General features: G+C 30.8%; 20 protein-coding genes and 2 pseudogenes. 11 read left to right on the top strand and 11 right to left on the bottom strand.

Annotation, left to right across the window (positions count from 1 at the left end):
- Window positions 1-97: 97 nt before the first annotated feature.
- The 3 genes from Q0T35_RS05685 to recA all read left to right on the top strand — a co-directional run bounded on the left by Q0T35_RS05685 (window position 98) and on the right by recA (window position 2,784).
- Window positions 98-1,021 carry a GYDIA family GHMP kinase gene (locus Q0T35_RS05685; RefSeq protein ID WP_295841301.1) on the top strand — a complete coding sequence of 308 codons (924 nt, stop codon included), beginning with the start codon at window positions 98-100 and terminating at the stop codon, window positions 1,019-1,021.
- Between the two features lie 183 nt (window positions 1,022-1,204).
- Window positions 1,205-1,663: a thioredoxin-dependent thiol peroxidase gene (gene bcp / locus Q0T35_RS05680; protein ID WP_293916419.1), complete on the top strand. Its 459-nt coding sequence runs from the start codon at window positions 1,205-1,207 to the stop codon at window positions 1,661-1,663.
- A gap of 98 nt (window positions 1,664-1,761) precedes the next feature.
- Window positions 1,762-2,784: a recombinase RecA gene (gene recA, locus Q0T35_RS05675; RefSeq protein ID WP_293916420.1), complete on the top strand. Its 1,023-nt coding sequence runs from the start codon at window positions 1,762-1,764 to the stop codon at window positions 2,782-2,784.
- Window positions 2,785-2,982: 198 nt separating this feature from the next.
- On the opposite strand, the gene tssD is transcribed toward recA, so the two are convergent.
- Complete coding sequence (tssD, locus tag Q0T35_RS05670) at window positions 2,983-3,369, bottom strand: type VI secretion system tube protein TssD (RefSeq protein WP_293916422.1); 387 nt, start codon at window positions 3,367-3,369, stop codon at window positions 2,983-2,985.
- 332 nt (window positions 3,370-3,701) lie between these two features.
- Here tssD and gltB point away from each other — a divergent pair, with 332 nt between their 5' ends.
- The 5 genes from gltB to pnuC all read left to right on the top strand — a co-directional run bounded on the left by gltB (window position 3,702) and on the right by pnuC (window position 11,999).
- Window positions 3,702-8,201: a glutamate synthase large subunit gene (gltB, locus tag Q0T35_RS05665; RefSeq protein ID WP_295841300.1), complete on the top strand. Its 4,500-nt coding sequence runs from the start codon at window positions 3,702-3,704 to the stop codon at window positions 8,199-8,201.
- Window positions 8,202-8,218: 17 nt separating this feature from the next.
- Entirely contained in the window at window positions 8,219-9,640 is a 1,422-nt protein-coding gene (locus Q0T35_RS05660) for a glutamate synthase subunit beta (protein WP_295841298.1), read from the top strand.
- A 724-nt stretch (window positions 9,641-10,364) separates the two neighbouring features.
- Window positions 10,365-10,934, top strand: coding sequence for a DMT family transporter (locus Q0T35_RS05655; protein WP_295841297.1), 570 nt, complete (start codon window positions 10,365-10,367; stop codon window positions 10,932-10,934).
- 139 nt (window positions 10,935-11,073) lie between these two features.
- Window positions 11,074-11,283: an EamA family transporter gene (locus tag Q0T35_RS11120; protein ID WP_366937726.1), complete on the top strand. Its 210-nt coding sequence runs from the start codon at window positions 11,074-11,076 to the stop codon at window positions 11,281-11,283.
- Between the two features lie 23 nt (window positions 11,284-11,306).
- Window positions 11,307-11,999, top strand: a complete 693-nt coding sequence (gene pnuC / locus Q0T35_RS05650; RefSeq protein WP_293916429.1) for a nicotinamide riboside transporter PnuC — start codon at window positions 11,307-11,309, stop codon at window positions 11,997-11,999.
- 88 nt (window positions 12,000-12,087) lie between these two features.
- On the opposite strand, the gene rlmN is transcribed toward pnuC, so the two are convergent.
- The 7 genes from rlmN to Q0T35_RS05615 form a co-directional block, all read right to left on the bottom strand.
- Window positions 12,088-13,128, bottom strand: a complete 1,041-nt coding sequence (gene rlmN, locus Q0T35_RS05645; protein ID WP_293916431.1) for a 23S rRNA (adenine(2503)-C(2))-methyltransferase RlmN — start codon at window positions 13,126-13,128, stop codon at window positions 12,088-12,090.
- Between the two features lie 18 nt (window positions 13,129-13,146).
- Entirely contained in the window at window positions 13,147-14,196 is a 1,050-nt protein-coding gene (queA, locus tag Q0T35_RS05640) for a tRNA preQ1(34) S-adenosylmethionine ribosyltransferase-isomerase QueA (RefSeq protein WP_293916433.1), read from the bottom strand.
- 310 nt (window positions 14,197-14,506) lie between these two features.
- Window positions 14,507-15,346 carry a GH25 family lysozyme gene (locus tag Q0T35_RS05635; RefSeq protein ID WP_295841296.1) on the bottom strand — a complete coding sequence of 280 codons (840 nt, stop codon included), beginning with the start codon at window positions 15,344-15,346 and terminating at the stop codon, window positions 14,507-14,509.
- A 416-nt stretch (window positions 15,347-15,762) separates the two neighbouring features.
- Window positions 15,763-16,404, bottom strand: a complete 642-nt coding sequence (gmk, locus tag Q0T35_RS05630) for a guanylate kinase (RefSeq protein WP_295841295.1) — start codon at window positions 16,402-16,404, stop codon at window positions 15,763-15,765.
- A gap of 3 nt (window positions 16,405-16,407) precedes the next feature.
- The gene (locus Q0T35_RS05625; protein WP_295841294.1) at window positions 16,408-17,268 is read right to left on the bottom strand and encodes a DUF1732 domain-containing protein; all 861 of its coding nucleotides are present in this window, start codon (window positions 17,266-17,268) and stop codon (window positions 16,408-16,410) included.
- Window positions 17,269-17,345: 77 nt separating this feature from the next.
- Complete coding sequence (locus Q0T35_RS05620; RefSeq protein ID WP_295809503.1) at window positions 17,346-18,572, bottom strand: metallophosphoesterase; 1,227 nt, start codon at window positions 18,570-18,572, stop codon at window positions 17,346-17,348.
- 27 nt (window positions 18,573-18,599) lie between these two features.
- The gene (locus Q0T35_RS05615; RefSeq protein ID WP_293916443.1) at window positions 18,600-19,676 is read right to left on the bottom strand and encodes a 3-oxoacyl-ACP synthase III family protein; all 1,077 of its coding nucleotides are present in this window, start codon (window positions 19,674-19,676) and stop codon (window positions 18,600-18,602) included.
- A 103-nt stretch (window positions 19,677-19,779) separates the two neighbouring features.
- On the opposite strand from Q0T35_RS05615, the gene Q0T35_RS05610 reads away from it, so the two are divergent.
- Genes Q0T35_RS05610 through Q0T35_RS05600 form a run of 3 tightly spaced genes read left to right on the top strand, consistent with a single transcriptional unit; the run spans window position 19,780 to window position 21,896 of the window.
- Complete coding sequence (locus tag Q0T35_RS05610; RefSeq protein ID WP_295841293.1) at window positions 19,780-20,346, top strand: hypothetical protein; 567 nt, start codon at window positions 19,780-19,782, stop codon at window positions 20,344-20,346.
- Window positions 20,347-20,387: 41 nt separating this feature from the next.
- A complete protein-coding gene (ubiE, locus tag Q0T35_RS05605; RefSeq protein ID WP_293916447.1) occupies window positions 20,388-21,110 on the top strand; it encodes a bifunctional demethylmenaquinone methyltransferase/2-methoxy-6-polyprenyl-1,4-benzoquinol methylase UbiE in 723 nt (240 codons plus the stop codon).
- Between the two features lie 27 nt (window positions 21,111-21,137).
- Window positions 21,138-21,896, top strand: coding sequence for a porin family protein (locus Q0T35_RS05600; RefSeq protein ID WP_295809509.1), 759 nt, complete (start codon window positions 21,138-21,140; stop codon window positions 21,894-21,896).
- Window positions 21,897-22,129: 233 nt separating this feature from the next.
- Here Q0T35_RS05600 and Q0T35_RS05595 read toward each other — a convergent pair.
- The 3 genes and pseudogenes from Q0T35_RS05595 to Q0T35_RS05585 form a co-directional block, all read right to left on the bottom strand.
- Window positions 22,130-22,309, bottom strand: a pseudogene (locus Q0T35_RS05595) (hypothetical protein); the annotation flags it as partial.
- 361 nt (window positions 22,310-22,670) lie between these two features.
- Complete coding sequence (locus Q0T35_RS05590; protein WP_295809522.1) at window positions 22,671-23,255, bottom strand: hypothetical protein; 585 nt, start codon at window positions 23,253-23,255, stop codon at window positions 22,671-22,673.
- A gap of 80 nt (window positions 23,256-23,335) precedes the next feature.
- Window positions 23,336-24,037: pseudogene (locus Q0T35_RS05585) on the bottom strand (RHS repeat-associated core domain-containing protein); the annotation flags it as partial.
- Window positions 24,038-24,066 lie beyond the last annotated feature (29 nt).

Genomic DNA, 24,066 nt, shown 5'->3' with positions numbered 1-24,066 from the left:
AAGGTAAATTATTTTGGCTTGCTAAGTTGCGAACTAATATAAAAAGAATATAATTTTTTAAATTCCTTGAACATTAAAATAAACAAACTCGCATAATTTGAGTATTTTTCAAAAATTTAAAAGTAACGGTAAATTACTGTTAACAGGAGAATATACAGTGCTTGATGGCGCATTAAGCTTGGCAATCCCTACACGATTAGGGCAATCTTTGCTTGTAAAAGAAGCTGATAAGCTCCATCATAAAATAGTATGGAAAGCCCATAAAAATGATGGAAAATTATGGTTTAAAACTATTTTGGATATACGTAGTAACAAAATAGAAGAAACCGATAATATTAATTTTTCAAAAAGATTACTTCATATATTTCAAGAAGCAAATAAATTAGGAAGTAAAAAATTCAAAAATAATTTTGGATATGAATGTACGACACAACTTGATTTCCCTGAAAATTGGGGATTTGGAACCAGTTCTACATTAATAAACAATATTGCCCATTGGGCAAAAGTAAATCCTTATAAGCTTCTTGAAAATACATTTGGAGGAAGTGGTTATGATATAGCTTGTGCGAATGCAATTACTCCTATAACTTACCAATTAAAAGAGAATAGCTCTTCAAGAGTGGAAAAGGTAATGTTATCCAAAGAAATAACAGATCATCTTTTATTTGTTTATTTAAACCAGAAGCAAGATTCAAGAGAAGGAATACAGCAGTATAAGCAAAGAACAAAATCGGAATTTTTATTAGATGCTATCTCAAAAATAACAAGAGAAATAAGTAATCCTAAAATTACTTTTACTCACTTTAGTAATCTTATTTTAGAACACGAACAAATGATTTCTCAATTTATAAATATACAACCTGTAAAAGAAAGATTATTTAGTGATTATCCCGGATTTATTAAGAGCTTGGGCGCTTGGGGAGGCGATTTTATCATGGTTGAAAAATTAGAAATTTCTGATGATTATTTCAAGAAAAAAGGTTATAATGTTATAAAAAGATATAACGAAATTATCTATTGAAAGGTTATTTTTTTCTTAATAAAATTTATTAATCGTAATAAAAAAACAATAATATATATTTGATTGGTTTTTAGTAATTTATTTAGGTTGATCGGATAATGGATTGTATTCGCTTTTTAAAAAATTGATACTTAGATATATTATGAATACCTTTACATAAAGAAAACTTTAAACCAAAAGTTTATGTTAAAGATAGGCGATAAAATTCCTGATTTTCAAGGGAAAGATCAAGATGGAAAAATTATTAAATATTCTGATTATAAAGGTAAAAAGCTTATCATATATTTTTATCCTAAAGCCAATACACCCGGCTGTACCGCTGAAGGGTGTAACCTCAGAAACAATTATCAAATACTTCAAAAAGAAGGATACGAAATTATAGGAATAAGTAAAGATACAATAGATAAGCAAAAAGCATTTCATGAAAAATATTCATTTCCATTTCCACTAATAGCTGATGTGGATAAGAAGATAATAGAATCATTTGGTGCTTGGGGAATGAAAAAATTTATGGGGAAAGAATTTGAAGGTATTTTAAGATATACATTCATAGTAGATGAAAATGGAATAATTACAAATATTATTACGAAAGTAAAGACCAAGAGTCATGCAGAGCAGATACTTGAAAAAAATGACCATTGAAAATAAAGGGAATATGATAGGAAATATAAAGAACGTATAGAAGAATCTAAAATCCATAAATTAACAGAAAAATTAAACATTTATATAAAAATTAAATAATGGCAGAAAAAGAAAGCAAAGACGCAAACAATTTGGAAGCAAAGAAGAAGGCGTTGAATCTAATTTTAGATAAATTAGATAAAACTTATGGAAAAGGATCAGTCATGCGAATGGGGGATAAACCTGTAGAAGAGGTGGATACAATTCCAACCGGTTCTTTCGGTTTAGATTTGGCATTGGGAGTAGGAGGCTATCCAAGAGGAAGAATTATTGAGATATTCGGTCCTGAATCATCTGGTAAGACTACACTTACATTACATGCGATAGCTGAAGCACAAAAAAAAGGTGGAATTGCAGCATTTATTGATGCTGAGCATGCCTTTGATCCTACTTATGCACAAAGACTAGGGATAAATTTGGATGATTTGATTATATCGCAACCTGATGACGGAGAACAAGCATTAGAAATAGCAGACAATTTGATTCGTTCAGGAGCTATAGATATTGTTGTCATTGATTCCGTAGCTGCACTAACACCTAGAGCTGAAATAGAAGGAGAGATGGGAGATTCCAAAATGGGACTACATGCAAGGTTGATGTCACAAGCCTTAAGAAAGCTTACCGCAACCATAAGTAAAACTAAATGTACGGTAATATTTATAAATCAGCTTAGAGAAAAAATAGGAGTAATGTTTGGAAACCCGGAAACAACAACCGGAGGAAATGCATTAAAATTCTATGCTTCTGTAAGAATTGATATACGTAAATCAGGCTCACCTATAAAAGATGGAGACAATGCGATAGGAAGTCGTGTAAAAGTTAAGGTAGTTAAGAATAAAGTAGCTCCTCCATTTCGTCAGACAGAATTCGATATTATGTATGGAGAAGGAATATCCAAAGTAGGAGAAGTATTGGATTTAGGCGTTGAAATGGGTATTGTCGGAAAATCAGGATCTTGGTTTAGTTATCAAGACACCAAGCTCGGACAAGGAAGAGATTCAGTGAAACAGTTATTGAAAGACAATCCTGAATTGTTGGAGGAAATTGAAACCCGTATCAAAGAAAAATTAGTGGAGCAATAAAGATTTAATCCTTTTATTATCAAAAAAAATGATGCATTTTATTTAAACAAAATGCATCATTTTTTTAACTCAATATATATTATTTATACTACTATGATGTAAATAATACATCATTAATTTATAGTTATTTTACTGAAATGGGCATAAAAAAATTTAGTCAGTTGTTTATTAAAATAAGAAATTATAATTTCTTTAATTTTAGATCCATTCATTTATATGCTCTCCGGTACCCATTTTAATGCTTTTAGCTGAAATAGTAAAAGTTTCTGTAAGAGGAGTTTTACCGTAAGAATCAAAATTTTCTTTATATTTTACCACATATCCATCAAAAAAATATAATTCTTTTAAAGTAGAATTACTATCTCTTTTAATAAAAACTATTTTACCATCTTTTCTTTCAAAGCTATTAGTCATCCACTCAAAGATATCAGTTTCACCGGTGGATTCAATAGACACTTCAATTCTTCCTCCTCTGGTTTGAGAAGAAGGGCGTCCTGTAGGATCAGTTTCCTGAGCTAAAGAGTAATTAATATTCAATACATTATATGTTTTTCCTTCTACTTCTAATTTTGCTCTAAATGACATAATAATTATTTTGCGATTATCTTAATAAAATTGTGTTAATTGAAATTATAATACAAATATAACACATGATAATTGTCTTTTTTTTAAATGTATGTTAAAATAATTGTAAAATATAAAAAAATATATACCGTATTTTTATCTAAGTACTCATTAAAATTTTTTAGGAATTGAAAATCATATTACAATCCCAAAGCGATATGCGTGTTTTAAGATATAAAATAATAATTAATTTATGTTTATAATCTATTAATTGTAAATATTATTGTGTTTAATGCAATAATTTATAATTATAATTATTACTTTTATAACTTAAAAATTTCTGAGTTAAAATTATGTGGAAAAGTGAATACTGTAAAAAAGGATTGTATGACCCAAACTATGAGCACGATGCGTGCGGTGTAGGAATGATAGTCCATACAAAGGGTGTTAGATCCCATTCAATTGTCGAGAACGGTCTCCAGGTTTTAGAAAATATGACCCATAGAGGGGCAGAAAGTGCAGACAATAAAACCGGGGATGGAGCGGGCATTATGGTTCAAATACCTCATGAATTTGTTCTTCTGCAAGGAATAGCAGTTCCGGAAAGAGGTAGGTATGGAAGTGGATTATTATTTTTTCCTAAAGAAAAAGATGAAGAAGAAAAAGCATTTAATTTATTATCCGAATTAATAAAGAAAGAAGGCTTAAATTTTTTAGCCTTACGAGATGTTCCTGTTAATAGTGACATATTAGGAGAAATATCTATGGCAAATGAGCCGGTTATAAAGCAGATATTCATAAAAGGAGAAGAGTATTCTCAGGAAGTTTTAGAATTAAAATTATATTTATTAAGAAAGAAATTTGAAAAAGCAATATTAAAATCAGATATAAAGAACAAACGCGGATGTTATCTGGTAAGTTTGTCAACCAAAACCATTGTATATAAAGGGATGTTGACATCGCTACAATTAAGACATTATTTCCCGGATTTATTACATCCAAACTTTACCAGTGCCATAGCTTTGGTACATTCACGTTTCAGTACCAATACTTTTCCTACTTGGGATTTGGCGCAGCCTTTCCGTTTAGTAGGACATAATGGAGAAATTAATACTATAAAAGGAAACAGATTGTGGATGGAAGCACGTGAAAGCGTACTAAAATCTGAAAAAATCGGAAACATAGAAGATATATGGCCGATTGTACAGAATGGAATGAGTGACAGCTCCTCCTTTGACAATGTGTTGGAATTTTTAGTAATGTCGGGCAAGTCCCTACCTCATGCGTTGGCAATGATGGTTCCGGAATCATGGAATGATAAAAATCCTATTTCATCCGAATTAAAAGCTTTTTATGAATATCATAGCATACTTATGGAGCCGTGGGACGGTCCGGCAACCATCTTATTTAGTGACGGTAGATATGCAGGAGGATTGTTGGACAGAAACGGCTTACGGCCTGCTCGTTATCTCATTACTCATAATGATATGATGGTGGTAGCTTCAGAAACCGGAGTAGTTACCTTTGATCCGTCGGAAATCAGAGAAAAAGGTAGGTTAAAACCCGGAAAAATGTTAATGATTGATACAGCTACCGGTATTATACAATATGACCAAGAATTAAAAGAAGAGTTAGCAAAAGCCTATCCATATAAGCAATGGTTGGATAAAAATAGAATATCTTTAGATAACATCACTTCGGGAAGAAGCGTAACATACGAAGTAGAGAATATGGAAATTATACTCTCCGCTTACGGCTATTACCGGGAAGATATAGAAAAACTATTAATCCCCATGGCTAAAGATGGAAAAGAACCGGTAGGGTCTATGGGCAATGATTCTCCATTAGCTATACTATCAAAAGAACCCAATCGTTTGTTTTCTTATTTTAGACAGCATTTTGCTCAGGTAACTAATCCTCCTATCGATCCCATAAGGGAAGAATTAGTCATGTCATTGGCAGGATATATCGGATCTCTTCATAAAAATATTTTAGAGCCCATGCCGGAACATTGTAAGATGGTGGGGCTGGCATATCCAATTATTACCAATAAGGAGTTAGATATACTCGAAAATCTGCATTATAAAGGATTTAAGTCAACTGTTATACCCATGACTTTTTCCCATAATCCTGACGAATATGCCTATGGATTGGAAGCAGGAATTAATAAGCTTTGTGAAGCAGCCGAATTAGCTGTAGATCAAGGAAGTAATTATATTATTTTAAGTGATAGGAAAGCAAACCTAGAGCAAATAGCAATACCTTCTCTCTTAGCAGTTTCCGCAGTTCATCATTATCTGATAAAAAAAAGGAAACGTATGCAAATAGATTTAGTAATTGAGTCAGCGGAACCGAGAGAAGTGATGCATTTTGCCTTATTATTCGGATATGGTGCTAATGCAGTAAATCCCTACCTATCATTTGCAATATTAAATGATTTAGTTAAAAAAGGTGAAATACAAATGGTATTCTCTACAGCCGAAAGGAATTATATGAAATCCATACATAAAGGATTATTGAAAGTGCTTTCCAAAATGGGAATATCTACCCTTAAAAGTTATATAGGAGCTCAGGTATTTGAAGCAATAGGAATTAGCTCTAAAGTATTATCTAATTATTTTGGTCATACCATTTCTAAAATTGAAGGAATAGAATTGGAAGATATAGCCTACGATACTATAACATCATTCAAAGAGGCTTTTGAAGGAATACATGACTCAACTATATATGATAATTTAGGAATATACGCATGGAGAAAAGGAAGAGAGGCTCATGCTTGGAATCCTGAAACTATTGCAAAGCTTCAAATAGCTACACGAACCGGAGATTACGATAAATTCAAAGAGTTTACACAAGAAGTTGATAATAAAAAAGATAAAATATTCATACGAGATTTTATCGATTATAATACAAATCCCATTAGTATAGATCAGGTAGAACCTGCATCCGAAATAATGAAGCGATTTGTTACCGGAGCCATGTCTTTTGGCTCAATCAGTAAAGAAGCCCATGAGGCCATAGCAGTAGCTATGAATACCATAGGAGGAAAGAGTAATACAGGGGAAGGAGGAGAACTTAAGGAACGTTTTTCTACAAAAGCGCGCTCGGCTATAAAGCAAGTAGCCTCAGGAAGATTTGGCGTTACAACGGAATATTTAGTAAATGCAGATGAAATACAAATTAAAGTAGCTCAAGGTGCAAAACCGGGAGAAGGAGGACAATTGCCGGGCTTTAAAGTAGATAATATCATAGCTAAAACCAGACACTCCATACCGGGAATTTCTTTAATATCTCCACCTCCACATCATGATATTTATTCAATTGAAGATTTGGCACAATTAATCTACGATTTGAAGAATGTAAATCCCGAAGCAATAATTAGTGTTAAATTGGTATCAGAAAGTGGGGTAGGAACAATTGCTGCCGGGGTAGCAAAAGCAAAAGCAGATTTAATTTTAATAAGCGGCTGTGACGGAGGAACCGGAGCCAGTCCGTTAAGCTCAATCAAGCATGCCGGATTGCCCCTAGAGATTGGATTGGCTGAAACACAACAGACATTGGTGCTTAATAATCTGAGAGGTAACATTCGCCTTCAAACAGATGGACAACTAAAAACCGGCAAGGATATAGTAATTGCTGCTATGTTAGGAGCAGAAGAATACGGTTTTGCAACGAGTGCTTTGATTATTTTAGGTTGTGTTATGATGAGGAAATGTCATTTAAATACTTGCCCGGTAGGAGTGGCAACTCAAAATGAGCAATTAAGAAAAAAATTTAGAGGCAAAAGCGATTATCTTATTAATTTCTTTACGTTTTTAGCAGAAGAAGTACGAGAGCACCTTGCTTTACTAGGTTATACAAAATTAGAGGATATTGTAGGAAGAACAGATCTATTAAAATCCAAAACATCTTTAGAGAATCCAAGACATGAAAAGTTAGATTTAAGTAGAATCTTGTTTTATCCGGAAAAAAATGAAAATTCCCTTAAACATAACAAGATCCAAGATCATAAAATTGATAAAGTATTGGATAGAGAATTGATTAATACTTGCCGAAATGCTATTGATAAGGCTATGCCAGTATCATTAAAACGGATACTTCAGAATACAGATAGGGCCGTAGGAGCTATGTTATCCGGTGAAGTAGCAAAAAAATATGGAAATGATGGATTGCCTGACAATACCATTCATTGTGAATTTAAAGGATCGGCAGGCCAAAGTTTCGCAGCTTTTTTATCTAAAGGAATAACCTTTACATTAAAGGGTGATGCCAATGACTATCTAGGAAAAGGTTTATCGGGAGGCAAAATAATTTTATTACCTCCAGATACCTCTAATTTTAAACCCGAGGATAATATTATTGCAGGAAATACACTTTTATATGGAGCAACAACTGGAGAAGTATATATTAACGGTCAGGTAGGTGAACGTTTTTGCGTAAGAAACAGTGGGGCTCTTGCTGTAGTAGAAGGAGCCGGTGATCATTGTTGCGAATATATGACCGGAGGACGAACCGTAGTATTAGGCAAAACGGGAAGAAATTTTGCCGCCGGAATGAGTGGGGGAATTGCCTACGTATATAACCCTGACGGAGATTTCGATTACTATTGCAATATGGAAATGGTAGAACTTTCCTTAATTGAAGATATTAGCGATATACGGGAAGTGCATGATATTATAAGCAATCACTATAAACATACTTCAAGTCCTTTGGCTAAAAGACTTTTAGATAATTGGATGAACGAAATTAATTCTTTTATTAAGATCACACCAATTGAGTACAAAAGAGTATTGCAAGAAGAAAAGATTCGTGCAATTAATGAGAAAATTTCAAAATTAGAATACGATTATTAAGATATTATAAGTATAAAATGGGAAATCCTAAAGCATTTTTAACAATAAATAGAAAAGAAGCAGGGTACCGCCCTAGACATGAAAGAATTTCGGACTATGGAGAAGTAGAACAGACATTAAATACAGAGGATAGACTTTTACAAGCATCTCGATGTATGGACTGTGGAGTTCCATTTTGCCAATATGGATGCCCTTTGGGAAATAAAATGCCCGAATGGCAAGATCTTATCTATAAAGGAAATTGGAAAGGAGCCGCTCATAGTTTACAATCAACCAATGATTTTCCTGAATTTACAGGGCGCGTATGTCCGGCTCCTTGTGAAAAAACCTGTGTTTTAGCAATAGATGATTCGCCGGTAACAATTAGAGAAAATGAGGCTGCCGTAATGGAACATGCCTATTCGGAAGGATATATGAAGCCTGAGTTACCAAACACACGTACAGGAAAAAAAGTTGCTGTTATCGGATCAGGTCCGGCAGGAATGGCTGTAGCGAATCAACTAAATAAAAAAGGACATTTAGTAACAGTGTATGAAAAAGATACCAGCATAGGCGGATTGCTTCGTTATGGTATTCCTGATTTTAAATTAAATAAAAATGTTGTTCAGCGAAGAGTTGACTTGATGAAAGAGGAGGGAATAGAATTTGTAGTAAATACCGAAATTGGAAAGGATATCAAAGGAAAGGACATAGTAAAAAACTATGACGCCGTTTGCATAGCCATAGGCTCTCAGGTGCCTAGAAATTTAGATATTGAAGGAAGAGAGCTGGAAGGAGTTCACTATGCAATGGAATATCTAAAAATGCAAAATAAAATAGTAGCTAAAGAATCAATTACCGATGACGAATTTATTAACGCAAAAGGTAAAAATGTCCTTGTCATTGGAGGAGGGGATACAGGATCCGATTGTATTGGAACTGCAAATCGGCAAGGTGCTGCAAATATTATGCAGATTGAAATTTTAACCAAGCCTAAAGAACTTAAAGATGTTGAAAATAGATGGCCGGTTCCTTTTCCTGTTTACTTAAAAACTTCATCGTCACATTTAGAAGGATGTGAACGAAAATGGTCTTTACACACAAAAAGATTTATCGGTGAAAACGGTAAGTTAACAGGGGTTGAAGTGGTAGAAATAGAATGGCAAAAAGATTCTTCTGGAAAATTTATTATGAATGAGGTGGGAGAGCCTAAAATTTTAAAAATTGATTTGGTTTTTTTAGCCTTGGGATTTGTAAATCCTATTCAAGAGGGATTTTTGGAAGAGATGGAAATCATTATGAATGAAAGGAAAAATATACATACTGATAATACCAGAAAAACAAACATTGATAAAATTTTTGCTGCAGGAGACTGTGTCAGCGGACAATCACTCGTTGTAACCAGTATAGCATCCGGAAGGGAAACCGCTCATCATATAGATGAGTTTTTAAGAAAATAGCGTTTTTCTATAAGAATAAAAGTTAAACTGATAGCTTAAAGAAGCTATCAGTTTTTCATACAAATACTGTAAAATGTAATCTAATAATTACTAATAAAAACACAGTAACATTATAAAAAGATTAAATATGACTACACCGCAAAAAAGTATTAAGAAAAAAATATGAGTTTTAAGATTGGTCTAACAATTAGGAAATGATTTAAAAGCCTGTAAGATTATAGGCTATAGCCAGGATAGTTTCTATTGTTTTATAGAACTATTATGAACAAGGTGGAAGGCTAACCTTATAGGAAAATCTCGGCGTAAATCTATTCTTAAAAATCGTATTGATACAGCTATCGAAGACCAGGCGATTACATTCCTTGATGAGCATGAATTAAGGTTACTTCATGTATTATTTGATAGAGAAACCGAGTACTGTGGACTAAGAGAGCAACATGAATATCAGTTATATCTTGTCAATGAAGATATTGATTTAAGAAAAGTCCACAAATAAAAGGAATCTGATAAAGATTCCACAGAACAATACAGAAAGGGCTTTGTACCGTAGCTTTTAGAAAGAAAATATGCAGGAGTGCAGATAGATACAAAAATTGATAGTAAGGAGGACATTGCTAAATAAAAACTTTTGGAAAAAATAATGAAGCAACAAAATATTCTTACCTCTTGATGCCAAAATACTCTTGATAAGAACCATAAATCATAGTAAACTCACAACTGTAAGATGGTCTTTGTTATTATAACTAACGAAAATTTCAGTCATAAGATAGATTCAAAATATCATATGTTAGCCTTATTTACAGTAATTATATGGGGAACGACTTTTATTTCAACTGAGATATTAATAAATAACGGACTTACTCCGACCGAGATTTTTTTATATCGATTTTTGTTGGCTTATGTATGTATTTGTTTTTTTTCTTCTAAGGTTATTTTTGCAAAAAATTATAAAGATGAATTATTATTCTTACTTTTGGGATTATTCAGCGCTTTATTTTATTTTATTACAGAAAATACAGCATTAAAGCTTACATTGGTATCAAATGTATCATTAATACTTTCTACTACACCTATAGTAACCGTTTTGATATATAAAAATGAAAAACTTACTGCAAACCTGGTAAAGGGATTGTTATTGGTGCTTTTGGGAGTATTTTTGGTAGTATATAATGGTAGATTTATACTTAAAATAAATTTCTTAGGGGATTTTTTAACCTTTATGGCCGTACTTTCTTGGTCCTTTTATAGTTTAATTTTAAATACGCTTAAAAAAAATACCCCATACTTTATATAACACGTAAAGTTTTCTTTTATGGAATTATTACTTTGATTCCCTTTATTTTTATAAATCCTTTTAAATTTCAGAAAGATATACTAATCACCTCAATTATTATGACAAATTTGGTATTTTTAGGGATTGTTGCGTTCATGATATGTTTTTTACTTGGAATATGTCAATTAAGAAGCTGGGAATTATAAGGACAACTAATTATATATATGTTGTCCCACTAGTTACAATACTCACTTCCTTAATTATTTTAAAAGAGAATATTACTATCATATCAATTATTGGAGCTATATTTATATTATTTGGAGTTTATGTCTCGGAGAATGACATAAAAATAAAGAGAAATAGAAATTAAATTAAAACAATTGACGAAATAAAATGGTTTCAGCTAAAATCGAAAAAATTTTTAGAGTTATCTGGTATTTAGTTGCTTTTATGTTAACTATATATTTGGGATATACTATGTGGAAGGGAAACGAAGAATTACCTTATAATATTATAATTTTTATAATTACAGCTTTATTAGGATATACTTGCGTAAATATATTAGTTTATCGTTCACCCGTAGTGTCCAATCTATTAGGAATGTCGGCAAATATAGGGGAAATATATACCCATTTATTATATGGTAATGTAGGTTTGGCTTGTAGTAATCTATATTATTTTATTACTCATGTAATAGGACTTTTCTTATGGACAAAGAAAGAAAATCAAGATGAGAAAGGTAAAATTAAAGTATCAAAAACAAATTATATGGCTCTTGCATTCACCATTTTGTTTTGTATACTTGGAATCATTTTGATGTTTTATTTCGGAGATTATATCTTTAAAGAAGGAGCAACCACTTCTCTGCTTTTACTAAATTGCATAGCTTTTACGATAGGGGTATCTGCTCAATTTACAATGATTATGAGACAACCCTTTTCTTGGATTTTATGGAGTATAAGTAATTTAGTATGGCTTTCTTTAAATATTATTTCGCACAATTATATTTTTGCCGTCCAATCTGTTTTATATGAGATAAATGCAGTAATTGGTATCTATAAATGGTATTCTGATTCTAAAAAATAAATTTGCTTATGGATTTTGTAGAATTCTATCGAATAAAGTGATTTTTATTAATTATGATCTAAATCTATAATTATATAAAAATTATATTTTAATGTTTATTGGCGAGTTGACCACAGGCAGCATCAATATCGTCTCCTCTACTTTTTCTAATTTTTACAATAATATTCTCTTTTTCTAAGGTAGATACATAATTTTGAATTATCTCCGAGCTTGCTTGAGAATATTTGCCACTATCAATAGAGTTGTATTGTATTAAATTAACCTTGGAGGGTATTGTTTTACAGAATTTTACTAGAGCATTTATATCTTCCTTGCTGTCATTGATTCCTTTCCAAACAATATATTCCAAAGTAATTCTGCTTTTGGTCTTCTGATACCAATAATTTAGAGATTCCTTAATGTTGGTAAGAGGAAATTTTACACTGAAAGGCATCAATTGATTCCGTTTTTCTTCTATAGCTGAATGTAAAGATAACGCTAATTTAACCTTTACATTTTCATCGGCTAATTTCTCAATTAATTTGGGAATACCGGATGTAGAAACGGTAATTCGCCTTGGAGACATACCTAAACCTTTATCTTCGGTAATCTTCCGAATCGCATCAAGTACTGAAGAATAGTTTAGAAGCGGCTCTCCCATTCCCATAAAAACAATATTGGAAAGAGGTTTCTGATGGTATTCTCTACTCTGTTTATCTATAAGTGTTACCTGATCTACAATTTCAGCAGTGGTTAAATTTCTCATTCGAATAAGTTGAGAAGTTGCGCAAAATGTGCAATCCAAACTGCATCCCACTTGAGATGATACACAGGCTGTGGTTCTTTTTGCAGTAGGTATTAGAACAGATTCCACAACATTTCCGTCGTGAAGTCTCACCGCATTTTTTATAGTTCCGTCTTTAGACCTTTGCATTACATGAATTTCTGCCGGTCTAATTATAAAATGATTTTCCAGTTTTTCACGAAGAGGTTTGGATAGATTCGTCATACCTGCAAGGGAATGCGCATTTTTATTCCAGAGCCAATCATATACCTGTCTTGCACGAAAAGCTTTTTCTCCTATTGAGGAAAAATAAGCCTCAAGTTCTTGTAAACTTAAGGCTCTTATATCTTTTTTATTTTGATTCAAACTAGTTATAAAGCTAAATTAAATGATTAACATTGCATCTCCGTAAGAGTAGAATTTATAATTTTCTTTAATTGCTTCTTTATAGGCTTTCATGATTAAATCATATCCTGCAAAAGCAGAAACCATCATCATTAATGTTGATTTTGGTGTATGGAAATTAGTAATCATGGAATCGGCGATACCAAAATCATAAGATGGGAAAATAAATTTATTGGTCCATCCTTCATAAGGATTTAGTCGTTTATTTGCAGAAACTGAGGTTTCAATAGCTCTCATTGAAGTAGTACCCACTGCACAAACGCGATGTTTAGTCTCAATAGCATGATTTACAATTTTACAAGTTTTCTCTGAGATAGAGATTTGCTCACTTTCCATTTTATGTTTAGAAAGATCTTCAACTTCTACGGAAGCAAATGTTCCTAAACCAACATGCAAAGTAATTTCTGCAAATTCAATTCCTTTAATTTCCAAACGTTTTAATAGATGTTTAGAAAAATGCAATCCTGCAGTTGGTGCGGCAACAGCTCCCTCTTCTTTGGCATAAATTGTTTGATACCTTTCTGCATCATCCGCATCTGGTTTTCTTTTAATATATTTAGGTAGAGGAGTTTCTCCTAACTCCTTTAATTTTCTTCTAAATTCTTCATAAGAGCCGTCAAATAAAAAACGTAAGGTTCTACCTCGGGATGTAGTATTATCAACTACTTCGGCAACTAAACTATCGTCCTCTGTAAAAAATAATTTATTTCCGATTCTTATTTTTCTTGCAGGATCAACCAATACATCCCATATTCTAGATTCAGCATCCAGCTCTCTTAATAAAAAAACTTCTATTTGAGCTCCGGTTTTTTCTTTATTACCATATAAACGGGCCGGAAATACTTTAGTATTATTTAAAATAAAGACATCCCCTTCATCAAAATAATCAATGACATCTTTAAATAATTTATGTTCTATTTCTCCTGTGTTTTTATGTACCACCATTAACCTTGCCTCATCTCTGTTTTTGGAAGGTCTATCTGCAAGAAGTTCAGGGGGTAACTTAAAATCAAAATCTGAAGTTTTCATTATTAAATTTATGTTTATAATACAAATATACAATAAGCGTACCCCTAAAGTCAAGTATTTATTTTTAAGACACCTTTATCGCAAAGAATTTTTGGCAAGTTTTTTGAAATTTCACTAGTAAGAAGTTATTGTTGTTATATTTAAAATATAATTTTTAAGCCATGGGGAAATGATTTAAAATTTCTGAAAAATTATTTATAACACATAATTTAAAAGTAAATTAAATTTTTTTAAAGTAAAATTTCTTTCAAATAAATTTATACTTAGTTAGAGCAATAAGGGTAGAAAATTTTTCTATCCTTATTGTTTTTTATAGGGTTAGCTTTTTTAAATCTTCAATGCTTCCATTAAAAACATTGATATCTACATAATTTTCTGTAATACCTTTTACTATTCCTTTTTCAGTAAACTGCCAAAAGGACCATTTTTGATGTAAAGGACTTTCAATAGGATTGTAATTTGCCGTCCATATCATATAATCGGTTAAATCCATATCAGATATGTGATGAATGAAATAGGCATCGTTGGAATAAATAATTGGTTTAACCTTATAATTTTTTTCAATGATAGTTAACCAGTTTATAAGTCCGGTTTTTAATAATTCCAATGATTGATCTTTCGGTAATTCTTCTACATCAAGCACAGGTGGTAAATCACCTTTTTCTAAGGTAACAGTCTTAATAAAATTTTCAGCTTGTATGGTAGAATTTCTGTTAACATCATAATAATGATAAGCGCCTTTTATAATATTTTTTTTAGCGAGATTTCTCCAATTTTTTTTAAATGAAGCATCTTGAGTAAAAGCGCCCCGTGTTGCTCTTACAAATACAAAAGATATTGGAATTTCTTTATCGATAAATTGAATACTATCCCATATAATTTTACCCTGATGCTGACTAATATCAAGCCCAAAAACATTATTTTTATATTTAGTGAAAACAGCTTGGATCTTTTGAATTTCAGATATTTTAATATTTTTTTCTAAATTTTCATTTTCAAAGTTCGCTCCGGCCCACTTATTTTTAATAAGGTAATAATACGTGATCAGCGAAGTACGAAAAAAAAAGAGTAAGGATAGGATTACAATGACACCTGTTAGCCAATAGTAAAGTACTCTATAAGTATTTTTTTTGTTAGTTTTTCTTTTCATAAGTAAATGAAAAATATTCGTTGAATATGGTTCTGAATTTTCGATGACATCTTTAAATAAGATTGATTCAAAGATAATAAACTATTGGATAAGAAAAATAGTAATTATGTGTTTTATCCTAATAAAATTCCACCATAAATATGATATGTATTTATTAAAAAGATTGATAATGTTATGCAAAGAAATGGTAGGCAACCTTAAAATATTGTGTTAAATTTTTGAACTAAAAAAGAATTCTAAATATAATTTGATAATATTTTTATTATTCCAAAAATGCCTTTGCATTTATAATAGTAGTTAAGATTGCTATAACGTATAATAATTTATCTATTTGAAATGCTATAATTTGAGAATAGTGATTGATAAAGATTACAAAGGCGCAGAATAGATTTTCGATGAGAGAAAATATAATTAGCTTATTTATTTATTTCTAGAAAATTTTTTACCAATGTTTTGGCTTTATTTTGAGCTTTTTCCAAATTATCATTAATTATTACTACATCAAAATCTTTAGCAAATGAAATTTCTTCATCAGCTTTTTGAATTCTGGCAAGTAGTGAATCCGAATTTTCAGTATTTCTATTTTTTAATCTTTCCTCAAGGTCTTTTAAAGAGGGGGGAGCAATAAAAATAGCCAAAGCTCTCTCTTTAAATTGTTTTTTAAGATTTAGTCCTCCTTTTACATCAATATCAAAAATTACATGTTTCCCTTGATTCCAAAGTCTTTCTATTTCAGAATGAAGTGTTCCATAAAATCGACCTTCGTATACTTCTTCATATTCTATAAATTCGTTGTTTTTGATTTTTTCTTTAAATTCTTTTTCTGTTAGAAAATAATAATCTTTTCCGTTAACTTCAAATTCTCTTTTAGGGCGTGTAGTACAAGAAATTGAAAATGCAATTTCTGGAAATATGGTTAAAAGATATTTCACAATAGTCGTTTTTCCAGCACCTGAGGGTGCTGAAAAAATGATTAATTTACCTTCTAAATTTTTTCCCGGAAGCAATTCTTTAAGTTGAAAAGTATCATTTCCCGGCTTCTGATATATTAATCCCATAAATTATAAAACGTTATTAGTTTGTTCTTTTATTTTTTCAAGTTCATCTTTCATTAATACAACTAATTTCTGAATTTCAGAATGATTGGCTTTGGATCCTATTGTATTTATTTCTCTACCCATTTCTTGAGCTATAAAGCCTAATTTTTTTCCGGCTTGTTCATCGTTATCAATTACTTTAAAGAAATATTCACCATGTTGTTTTAATCGCACTTTTTCTTCATTTATATCTAATTTTTCTATATAGTAAACCAATTCTTGATGAAAGCGCTGTTCATCAAATTGGATTTTTAATTCGGATAATTGTTTTTCCAATTTTTGTCTTACGGAAATTATTCTTTCCTGCTCATATCTTTCTATCTCATCTAATGAAGTAAGTATATTTTTTGCGTATTTCTTTAATGCAGCTTCTAATGCTCTCCCTTCTTCAGATCTAAAATCGTTCACTTTTTCAAGGGAAGAATTAAGGCATTCTAAAACGAGTTTCCACTCCTCTTCACTAATTTCTACTTCTTGATTAGTAAATACCTCAGGCATTCTTATTGCCATCTTAAGAAAATCCAATTGAGTACCTTCTATTTGCAATTCTTCAAGATCTGATATATAATTTTTAACTGCATTTGCATTAATACGAGAATTATTCTCAGCTCCTAAATTTTCAATAATTATGGAGAAATCTATTTTTCCTCTGACTAATTGACTTCCTATAATTTTTCTTAGTTCCAATTCTTTATTTCTATACCTGGGTGATATTCTTACAAATAAATCTAATGATTTACTGTTAAGAGTTTTGATCTCAATTGAAATTTTTAAATTTTCTGTATTGACTTCTGACTTCCCATAGCCAGTCATTGATTGTAACATATGTATAAAATATTGTTATAACTAAGCGTAAGCTTAAGCTAATTTAAATGTAGTTTGTAAATAAAGGAATTACAAAATTAACCTTTTTTTAATTCAATTATAGTTATTTCGGGCCAAATACCTACTCTTCCGGAAAATCCTAAAAAGCCGAATCCACGGTTTACATAAAGGTATTTATCATTTTCTTGATATAAATCCGCCCATTTAGGATACCTGTATTTGATGGGAGACCATTTAATAACTCCGGGAATTTCAATTCCAAATTGCATTCCGTGAGTATGTCCTGATAAGGTTAGATGCATTTTCTTCGTAAAGTTTTTTACAATTGCATCAAAGTGAGAGGGATCATGCGATAATAAAATATTAAATTCTCCATCGTTAATATTTTTTGTAGCCAGATCTAAATCTCCATCTTTAGGAAAATGTCCAATACCCCAATTTTTAACTCCGATAATATTAATAAATTGATTCCCTTTATGTAGTCTTATTGATTCATTTCTTAATAAATTCCAATGGATTGATTCATGATATTGATTTAGCTTATCAATATTTTTTTGTTGAGCTATTTTATCTTCTCCAAAAACGTAAACTCCATAATCATGATTCCCTAAAATAGAATATTTGCCATCTTTAGCTTTTATTGTTTTCAAAAGAGAAAGCCAAGGTTTCATCTCTTCGGAAAGATTATTTACAGAATCACCAGTAAAAACAAATAAGTCGGGGTTTTGATTATTAAGCATTGTAATGCCTCTGGCTACCTTATCATAATCTTTACTATCAAAGCTTCCCAAATGCATGTCAGAAAGTTGGGCTATTTTATAACCGTCAAATTCATTGGGTAAATCGGGAAATTTAATTGAAACTTTTCTAACCCGAAAATCAAATTTGCCCCAAACAATCCCTTCTATTATAGATAAAAATGGAATGCTAGCAAGTCCTAATCCCATCGCACTAATAGCTTTTCTCCGTTCAGGTAAATACGTCTGATTTTGAACGGGTTTAGAAGAAATTTTCCTAAATAAAAAATTGAAAACTCTTATAAAATCTTCAATAATTAGGATTAAAGCTAAGACTAGTTTAGGTATAAAAACAATCATGAAAAAACCCATTAAAAAATGGACTTGCCCTTTATTGTTTCTATCAATTAATATAGACCAGATAAGAATAATGGATAGAGCACTGATAGATACTCCAAGCCACCAATGTCTTATTAATTTATTGTTTGTCAATACTTTAATAGCTTGATAACAATAATATTCAATAATAAGTGAAATAACAAATAATATAGCTATTAATGAGGTCAATGCGCTTTTGATTATCAGTAATTATAGTTATGGCATTCTATATAAAATAGCATTTATATTCATTCCGGCACCTACAGAAGCAAACACTACCAAATCATTGGAGTTTAATGTTTGATTTAGAAAATTTCCTTTTACCATCATATCATACATGGTTGGAATGGTTGCTACCGAAGAGTTTCCAAATTTTTGGATAGTCATGGGAGCAATTCCTTCAGGAATATCATTTAAATTATAAAGTTTGAAAACTCTCTCTAATATAGCATGGTCCATTTTTGCATTAGCTTGATGAATTAGAACTTTATTAATATCTGAGATTGTATATCCAGCATCATCAATAACTTTTTTAACTGCTTGTGGAACATAAGTTAATGCATATTCATATACTTTTCTTCCTTTCATTCTGATATTGGCCTTTGAGCCGACATAATTCGGATTTAAAGACGAATCCGTAGCTATATAATATACCTCTTCTCCGTTATCACTTCTTGTATAATGGTTAAGGATACCTATTTTATGATCAGTTTCTCTGGATTCAAGAACCACACCGGCTGCTCCGTCAGAAAAAATCATACAATTCCTATCGAAAGGGTCAACCGTTCTGGAAAGAGTTTCAGAACCAATTACTAAGATTTTTTTAGCAATTCTTGCTTTTAATAATTGATCGGCTAAAATTATGCCTTCATTCCAGCCTGGACATCCGAAATTCATATCATAGGGTTTACACAAAATATTTTTAATACCTATTTTTTTCTTTGTAAGAGCAGATATGGATGGCATTATTCGAACCTGTCTCTCATTAGCATCTATATCACCAAAATTGTGAGCTACGATAACATAATCTAACTCTTCTTTATCAATTCCGGCATTTTCAATTGCTAATCTACCTACTTCTGCGGCCAGATCGGAATTCATGATATTGTTATCATCAACATAACGTCTTTCAGTTATTTCTGTGATATCTGCAAATTTTTTAATAATTTCCGGAGTAGGTTTGGTTATAGGTTCTCTGTTTTCGTCATAAAAAGTAATTCCTTCAAAATTGCTATTTGGAACCACTTTCTTAGGTAAGTACGATCCAGATCCAGTTATAATACTTTGCAACATATTAAAATTGTAATATTATTCGTGATAATAATTTGACAAATTTATGTAATAATTACTAATAAAGCTATTATATTATTATCTTTGTGTATAAAAGTAAGGTTATATGTTGAGTAAAAGCCCCTTACAAGGTTTATTAGTAGCAATATTTATAGTTTTAGTTTCAATTTTGATATATAATTTATATATAAAAAAAAATGATGAATTTTTATTGGACAATTCCAGTGATAAGCAAATAAAGGTTGTTTTAAATGGAAAGGATTATTTTCTTGCAGCGGGTCAATCCCTTACAGTTCCTATTTTAGCAGGCAAAAATACTATATCAAGTCAGGATATAAATGGAAACAGTATCTTAAAAGATACATTCTTTGTTATTAATGGGAATAAAAGAGGATTAATTAATCCCTCGTTTGCCACTTATATTACTTTTAGAAGATACTACGGGCATATAAAAAATATAGATTCTTTATATAAAATTTATCGAAAAAGAATTGATGGAAAAGAATTTATAGGTGAAGTAAATGAATATAATCAATTATTAATACAAGATTTTTATTATAATATTAATCAAAATTTTCCTAAGATTATAACTAAGGTAGATTCGATTGAGTCAAGAATTAAATTATTTAGAAAAAGCCAATTTTTAGAATTTTATCGCTCAACATTTGAGTAAAAACATTTAATTTTGTAAGGTAAGAACAGCAAATAATTATTATGCCGGATATTGTAAAGCCCTATAATGAAACAGAGAGTAAGAAAAAACAAGTTGAACAGATGTTTGATAATATCTCTGAAAATTATGATTTCTTAAATAGATTGTTATCATTTAATATTGATATTTATTGGAGAAATCAACTAGAAAAAAGAGTGGTGGCGCATAATCCAGAAAAGATATTAGATGTGGCTACAGGGACAGCTGATTTAGCCATTGAGCATGCAAAGAAAACCAAGGCGGCAATTACCGGTTTAGATTTGTCTCAAAAAATGCTAGATTATGGGCAGGTTAAAATAGATAGGAAAGGACTGAAAGATAGAATAAAACTAATCAAAGGTGATGCTGAAAATTTACCTTTTCCGGATGAAGGATTTGATATTGTTACCGTTTCATTTGGGGTGAGAAATTTTGAGAATTTAGAAAAAGGTATATCTGAAATGGGAAGGGTTTTAAAAAAAGGAGGGAAGCTGCTAATTTTAGAATTTTCAAAACCCAGTGGCTTTTTTGCTCCATTCTTTATGTTTTATTTTAAGAAGATTCTTCCGAATATTGGAAAATTAATTTCCGGCGATTCTAGTGCATATACTTATTTGCCAAATTCAGTAGAGGTAATGCCTTATGGAGATAATATGAAAAATCTAATACTCAAAAACGGTTTTAAAGAAGCAAGCTTTAGAAAGTTGACTTTCGGGGTTGCTACCGTCTATGAGGGAATAAAATAAATAAATAAATAAATCGTTTTCTCTACTATGAAGAGATTAATCATAGTTTTAATATTATTTATACATTGTGGAGTAAATGCGCAATTCCGAACAAGAGAAGTGATGGAAAGATATGATGATTTTGATGATCAGAAGTTTTCTTGGGGGTATTATCTTGGCATGAATTATTTTGACTTAAAGATTCATCCCAATGATGAAGGATTAGAACATTCAGGCAGATACTTAGTGGATGTTGATTCTAAAGGAGGATTTACCGTAGGATTAATAGGAAAAATGAAAGTTCATGATTATATTGATTTAAGGTTAGAACCGGCTATGCATTTTACTCAACGAGATTTGATTTTTAACAATGTTCAAAAAATTATTGATGAAGAAATAGCAAATGGTCTTGAAACCACTTATACCGAACAAGATGTAAAGCGAAATGTCAAATCTACGTATTTAGATTTCCCACTCTTTTTAAAATTTCACGGAGAAAGATGGTATAATTCTAGGCCTTATTTACAAGCCGGGTTAAGTTGGCTGATCAATTTACAAAGTAATGAGAAAAAGGAAAAGGATAATAGTAATCAGACTTTTCGGATGAAAACAAATAATTTTTCCTATCAATTAGAAGCAGGTGTTGAACTTTATTTTAAGAGATTCAAAATGACCCCATCGGTTAGAGGAATTTTCTTTTTTAATAATGAATTAGTTGCAGATAATCCCGGAACACCGCCATATTGGGCAGGGGCATTAAAATCTATACATACAAGGGCTGTAGTTTTTTCATTAAAATTTGAGTAATCATTATTTTCTTTATTCTTATTATACCTATGGCATTTTAATCTTTTAATAAACTACTGCTGATAATTTATCTTAGTTATAAGTATAAATATTTCCTTTTTTGTATAAACTCATTTACTAAAATGTTACTCAAGCATTTTTTAATAATTTACGGTTATTCTTTTTTGAACTGTAAATTTGTTTTTTATAAAATTATATAGTTTTTTTAATATCTATTTAATTTCGGAAAAAAATTAAGAGAATTTACCTGTTGATTTATTAAATATTATGATAACGTCTAATGGTAAACGTCCATCTGGACCAATAAATCTAATCGGATTCTGGTAGGTATACTGATACGGAGTCATCGTTTTTTCAAAGAGTGGCTCTACGGATATAAAGATCGATTCCCTTGGGTTGTAATACCTAGCACCGTAATAATATAGTCACGCCTCTGCATAAATTCTTCCTCGCCCGAGATTTTCCTTTTACTCTCTACTGTTTTAAATATAAAAACACCCTTATGTCAATTAACTTTATCTAATTGCAAAGATATACTTTTTATTTCAATTGAAATAAAAAATAGGTTTTGTTATTTATTCTATTTTTCAACTGTAAATAATGATAGAAATTAGTAAAAACCCTATCACAAAGACATCGATGTTTTTGACACGCTTGAGTTAATTAAACTCCTTATCCCGCATAATGAACTGTAAATGCTAGATATGCTGCATTTGGTATGAATACCCCCCTCACTTTCAAGTGAGGGGGGTATTTAAATTGTTTTCTAACTACTTACCATATTACTAACCAATAAATTATAATTTCTTCTTTTTCGTTAAACGCTATTCCTTTAGAATAACCATGTTTTACGACAGAAGGCATATATGATTTATATGGATTAATTTTTGAGGAATATACTGTTTCTCCATGCTTTAAATCTATAATAATATATTTAAAATCTTGATTTAATTTACTCTGTCCCTTACTTAATGTATTACTCCAAAAATTAGGTATTACAATTGGGGATTCTTTACAATTAGGTGATAGTTTACTTTTGTGTATTCCATTATTTAAATCCATTAATAAACTACTTTTATTTATAAAGTCATTAACTATTACTATACAATTATCCTCAATAGCATAAATCTTCTTATGTTTATATTTTAATTTTTCTTCCTTTATTAATTTTTTTGTTCCAATTAAAGTTAAACTAAAATCTTCAGTATTAGAATAAGCTACTGTATCTATACTATATGAATACTTATCAAAATCATCAGTATTTAAAGGAAAATGAGAAGTTAAGCTATCTCCAAAGTAAGATAAATAATTAGTATAATCTTTGTCTTTACTTAGATCTACGCATGAATGTAAAATCATTAAAATAGAAATACAGATTATTAATAGTATATTAGTCTTAATAAACAGAATCTTATTATACATGAAATTTAACATTTAAATTATCTTTTCTTTATTAATGATTGTAGAAATTCTACTAATTTTTCTGCTCCAAATTTAATCATATCATTTTTAGCATCATTAGTTGTAGGGGTAGTAGAATTATTAAAAGATGATCCATAATCTCTTGTTTCTATGTAAGTTTTTGTTTTTACAGTTATCCCAGAAATAATATCCGATTTACTACGAGGCTCTATTTGTGAATTACGTAATATCTTAACATTCTTTTCTCCTTTCTCTCTTGCAAACACTTCAGAACGTATTTGATTTCTAGAGCTATATTCTAAGGTTATAGTTCTTCCTACATCTTCACGAGATACATCTGTATAATTACGTTCCTCAACAATATCTTTTATAGCTAATTCCCCTTCTTTACCATCTTGTAGTATCATGGAATAATCTCCTACTGGTTTTTTTGACTCATCTACTGAATACATTCCTTCATAATATGAATAACCATCTTGTCCTGAACTGTAATGTTCATAAGCATCTTGATTCTTGTTCCAAAAATATTCTCCGGTATTATCTCTAAAATAACGTATTTCTTTTATAGGTGGTTCTTTCACTTCTTCCCCTTCCATCCCCGTAGGATCGGTAAATCTAATCGGATTCTGGTAGGTATATTGATACGGTGTTCCTGTTTTTTCAAAGAGTGGGTCTACGGATATAAAGATCGATTCCCTAGGGTTGTAATACCTAGCACCGTAATAATATAGTCACGCTTCTGCATAAA

The organism is uncultured Apibacter sp. (assembly GCF_946479295.1).
Taxonomy (GTDB): Bacteria; Bacteroidota; Bacteroidia; order Flavobacteriales; family Weeksellaceae; genus Apibacter.
Note: the sequence above shows the minus strand (reverse complement) of the source record. Positions and strands in the feature narration are given on the sequence as shown.